The sequence below is a fragment of the Bartonella sp. LJL80 genome, from assembly GCF_054871565.1.
Genome location: NZ_JBTXLM010000019.1, coordinates 1 through 4,240 on the forward strand (window position 1 = coordinate 1; position 4,240 = coordinate 4,240).

The window sequence follows — 4,240 nt, forward strand, 5'->3', positions numbered from 1 at the left end:
TTGACAGCTCGTTGAGTTCACGCATTCAGCTTGGTGGCCGTTATGCTTATGCCTATAGCGAACAGTTCAAGCCTTACATTGGTGCTGCCTATGAATACGAGTTTGATGGCGAGGTGAAGGCGAAGGCGTATGAGTTCAATCTCGACCGTCCATCATTGGAGGGCAGCACGGGTATTTTCGAGGCTGGCTTCAGCCTTCAGCCGATAGCCAGCAATAAGGCCTTGAGCCTTGATGTCAATGGACAGGCCTATGTCGGACAACGCCAAGGCGGCGGGGGCGGCATCAAGCTCAAATACCAGTTTTGATCTTGATAATGTTCGGCGAATGGCTTCGTTAAAAGTCTAAGATGGAAGCTTCGCTACACCCTAACGGAATATAGTGATAAGCTGCGTATAATCTACGGGATACTCAGGCTATCCTGTTTCATAGGAAAACAGGATAGTTTCATCGTTTCTGCTGATGATTACTTTTGGTGGTTCAAGGCGTTAATAGCGCATGTTAAAATAGCTCTGGTCGACCTTGCCGGGGGCTTTTAATAGCCCCAGGATCGACTGGGTGTTACGCCATATCCTTTTTCATAAATGCTGTGATAGACGTTTTGTCGCGCTTGTAAAAAACAACAGAATCTTTATGAATTGATGCGGTGGAAAAGGGGCATCATTATTTCATAATGCGGATCGGTAACAGGCTTTCTGTTGGTGTACGGCTATTGTGCATTGTTGCACTGCTTTCGCTCAGCTTTGCCCATAGCTTAACGCCCGTAACTCATGCGGATACGTCCGGGGCGCAATCTCTATCGCATCTTGACAATATCAGCCAAAGCCAAATGGAGGCGCTTTTTGCGTCTCAAATATGTAGCGATGGTCATGGCGAAGACGAGAGCTTAATTACCGCACCTTCAAACCATAGTGATCAGGGATGTCATGACAGTGTTCCCTGCCATGCCTGCCGTATAGGGGGGGCAATTCTTCCGCTTCCAGGCGGAAACCAAATTGCGGAAATCACCCTATTAACGTTTGAGTATCTTAGACCTTTAAAATCCGTGGCGTTTGGAACATATTTTGTCAAAACCAATGCGTCACCGAGATCCCCCCCACCTTGGATTTTTACCTGAAGCATGCAAATCAACTCGTACGGATATTGTCGGGGCTACGTCAGTGTGCCTATACAAATGTGCCTGTTGCACTTGGACCAAAGCAATTAGGTATTGACCCTTAAAAACATTGCTGACGTCTTAACTGTTATACGCAGATCTTTTGCAGATATCAGGTTTTGGTATTTTTCAATGGCATCGAACACACAGCGAGCTTTATCAAAAGCTTGGGGGCGAGGTTTGATGTGGAACAATATTCCCATTTGGATAAATTGATTATGACCTATTTGAAAGCGCAAAAAAAGCACGCGTACCATCATTTCTATTTCCTTTTAGGCTCAACCAGTACAGCTATTCTTAGTCTGATGCTTGTATTGCACCCCGTTACCGCGTTTTCTGAAACGCGAGATGATACAAACCATTCTGTCGAGGCCGAAGAACAGGGGAAAATGTTGCAGAAGGTCGTCGTAACTTCTGCTGCGATGTCTTCACCATTGACCGTTGTGACCGATCCTAAGGCACCGCGCCAGCCAATACCGGCATCGGATGGAGCGGATTATCTTAAAACGATCCCCGGTTTTTCGACCATTCGCAATGGTGGCACGAATGGTGATCCGGTGTTTCGCGGCATGTTCGGTTCGCGTTTGAATATCATCAATGACGGTGGTGTGATACTGGGTGCGTGTCCGGGACGAATGGACAATCCTACATCTTATATTTCACCTGAAAGCTATGATCGCTTAACAGTCATCAAAGGCCCGCAAACAGTGCGATGGGGGCCAACAGGTTCAGCGGCAACCATTTTGTTTGAGCGTGATCCCCAACACTTTGATGGCTATACAGTAAAAGGCGATGCAAGCATCGTCGTGGGCACGGACAATCGCTTTGAAAGCCGGATTGACGGCACTGTCGGTGCAAAAGCCGGTTATGTCAGGATCATCGGCAATAAAGCGCTTGCACACGATTATCACGATGGCGATGGGAATCGCATTCCATCCAAATGGGATAAATGGAACGGTGATTTGTTCGTCGGCTGGACGCCAGACGCCGATACGCTGTTTGAAATCAGCGGCGGCGGTGGTGATGGCGAAGCGCGTTATGCTGGGCGTGGAATGGACGGCTCACAGTTCAAGCGTGAAACTCTTGGAGCTAAATTGATAAAGACGAATGTCAGTGATGTGTTGAGTAAACTTGAGGCACAGATTTACTATAATTATGCTGATCACATAATGGATAATTTTCGCCTGCGTCATCTGAAAACAGTGCCGTCGGGCACCATGAACGGTATGAGCCACGGTGGTATGGGAGCTGCTATGGATATGTCAGGCATGCCGATGGAAAGCCGGTTGGATCGACGTACGCTTGGTGGGCGCGCTGCCGCAACGTGGGTTTGGGGTGATCTGACTATTGTGACAGGCTTTGATTTGCAAACAAACACCCATCGTAAGCGCAAAAGCAAAAAGATGATGAGTATCGACGGTTGGAATAAGGATGCTGTCTTCACGGATTATGGCCTCTATAGCGAAGCGACGTGGTCTTTTGCTGAAAACCAGCGTTTTGTTGGCGGAGCGCGCTTGGATTTTGCATCAGCAGAAGACGAGAGGGAGGTAAGCGCTACGAATGGCGACAAGCGCGAAGATACCTTACCCAGTGCATTTCTACGCTATGAGCATGATTTGGAAGCGCTACCTGTCACAACCTATATCGGTATCGGACATACAGAACGGTTTCCAGATTACTGGGAGTTATTTTCTCCTAAAAAGTCAGAAGAACGATATCTCAATGCCTTCGATGGCATCAAGCCTGAAAAGACCACACAATTGGATTTTGGTGCCCAATACGACTCTGCAGATACCAGCCTCTGGTTATCGGGTTACGTCGGCAGGGTAGAGGATTATATCCTCTTTGACTATCGTTCTGGGCAGTCAAAAGCAACCAATGTCGATGCTACGATTATGGGCGGTGAGCTAGGACTATCGCAGCATTTTCTCTCGAACTGGCGTTTTGATACCAGCATTGCTTATGCATGGGGTGAAAATACCACTGATAATCAGCCTCTGCCTCAAATTCCGCCTTTCGAAGGACGTCTCGGTTTAACCTACGAGCAAGAGAAATGGAGTGTCGGTGGACTTTGGCGTCTTGTCGCCGAACAAACACGCATAGCCAAAGACAAAGGAAATGTTGTTGGTAAGGATTACGATAAAAGCGCTGGTTTTGGCATTTTTTCCGTCAACGGTTCTTACAAGATAACGGATGCATTCCAGTTAACGGGAGGTGTCGATAATGTTTTCAACAAGGACTATTATGAACATTTAAACAAGGATGGCGATGCGGGATTCGGTTTCCCTTCCCATTATCAGGTTCGGGAACCGGGACGCACCTTCTGGGCAAAGGCCGATTTCAAATTTTAGCGAGGTAATGTGAACATCGAAAACGGAAATGGACACATTTTCATTTCCGTTTTTGAAACCGTTTCAGGGCCGGCATTCATTAACGATAGTCTATCCGTCATTATGCCGAAATTTGCCAATTGAGGCAAAACAACTTTGAAACTGTTGTCCCCCTGGTGATTTTACGCCAACATTGCTTTCCTTTATGCACCGTGTCCCAAAATGAGACACGTTGTTGATAAAAAACATGATATGTTGAATTTTTATACTTGAATCATCGTTTTTATTATTTAAATTTATATGTATATAATTAATGATAAATGGTAAATTTTATAATAAATTTATACTTCTATATATAAATTTAGATTTAAATAAAAAATACTTATGAATTAATTTTATTATTTTGAATATTAATTATAAATAGAGATAATTATATTATTTTTTAAAAAAATATGTATATAAACTGGTCAATTTTCGTTTTTTTCTCGAAAAGTCTAAAAAAAAGGGTTGATCTCCCATTTTTGCAGTGTTAAGCCATTCGTGAATGTCAGCGGGGACTTTCTTAATCAATGTTTTGGTCAAGATTAACAGTTAAGGATACTAATACGGTGGAAGCATTGGTTTCTGTTGTGGGTGGTGTTGGGGGGGGGGGGGGGGGGGGGGGGGGGGGGGGGGGGGGGGGGGGGGGGGGGGGGGGGGGGGGGGGGGGGGGGGGGGGGGGGGGGGGGGGGGGGGGGGGGGGGGGGGGGGGGGGGGG

At 46.3% G+C, this 4,240-nt stretch carries 3 protein-coding genes; 2 read left to right on the forward strand and 1 reads right to left on the reverse strand.

The features are described 5' to 3' along the window. The coding region (locus ACYSNS_RS14395; RefSeq protein WP_461723871.1) for an autotransporter domain-containing protein at positions 1-305 on the forward strand (305 nt) is incomplete at its 5' end. 1,153 nt (positions 306-1,458) lie between these two features. Further along, positions 1,459-3,504 carry a TonB-dependent copper receptor gene (locus ACYSNS_RS14400; protein WP_461723873.1) on the forward strand — a complete coding sequence of 682 codons (2,046 nt, stop codon included), beginning with the start codon at positions 1,459-1,461 and terminating at the stop codon, positions 3,502-3,504. 541 nt (positions 3,505-4,045) lie between these two features. On the opposite strand, the gene ACYSNS_RS14405 is transcribed toward ACYSNS_RS14400, so the two are convergent. Then, positions 4,046-4,240: hypothetical protein (locus tag ACYSNS_RS14405; RefSeq protein WP_461723872.1), on the reverse strand; the 195-nt coding region annotated here is incomplete at its 5' end.

Excerpts from the sequence above, each read along its gene's own strand:
- ACYSNS_RS14400 (WP_461723873.1), top strand. The coding sequence starts at position 1,459 with ATGCTTGTATTGCACCCCGTTACCGCGTTTTCTGAAACGCGAGATGAT.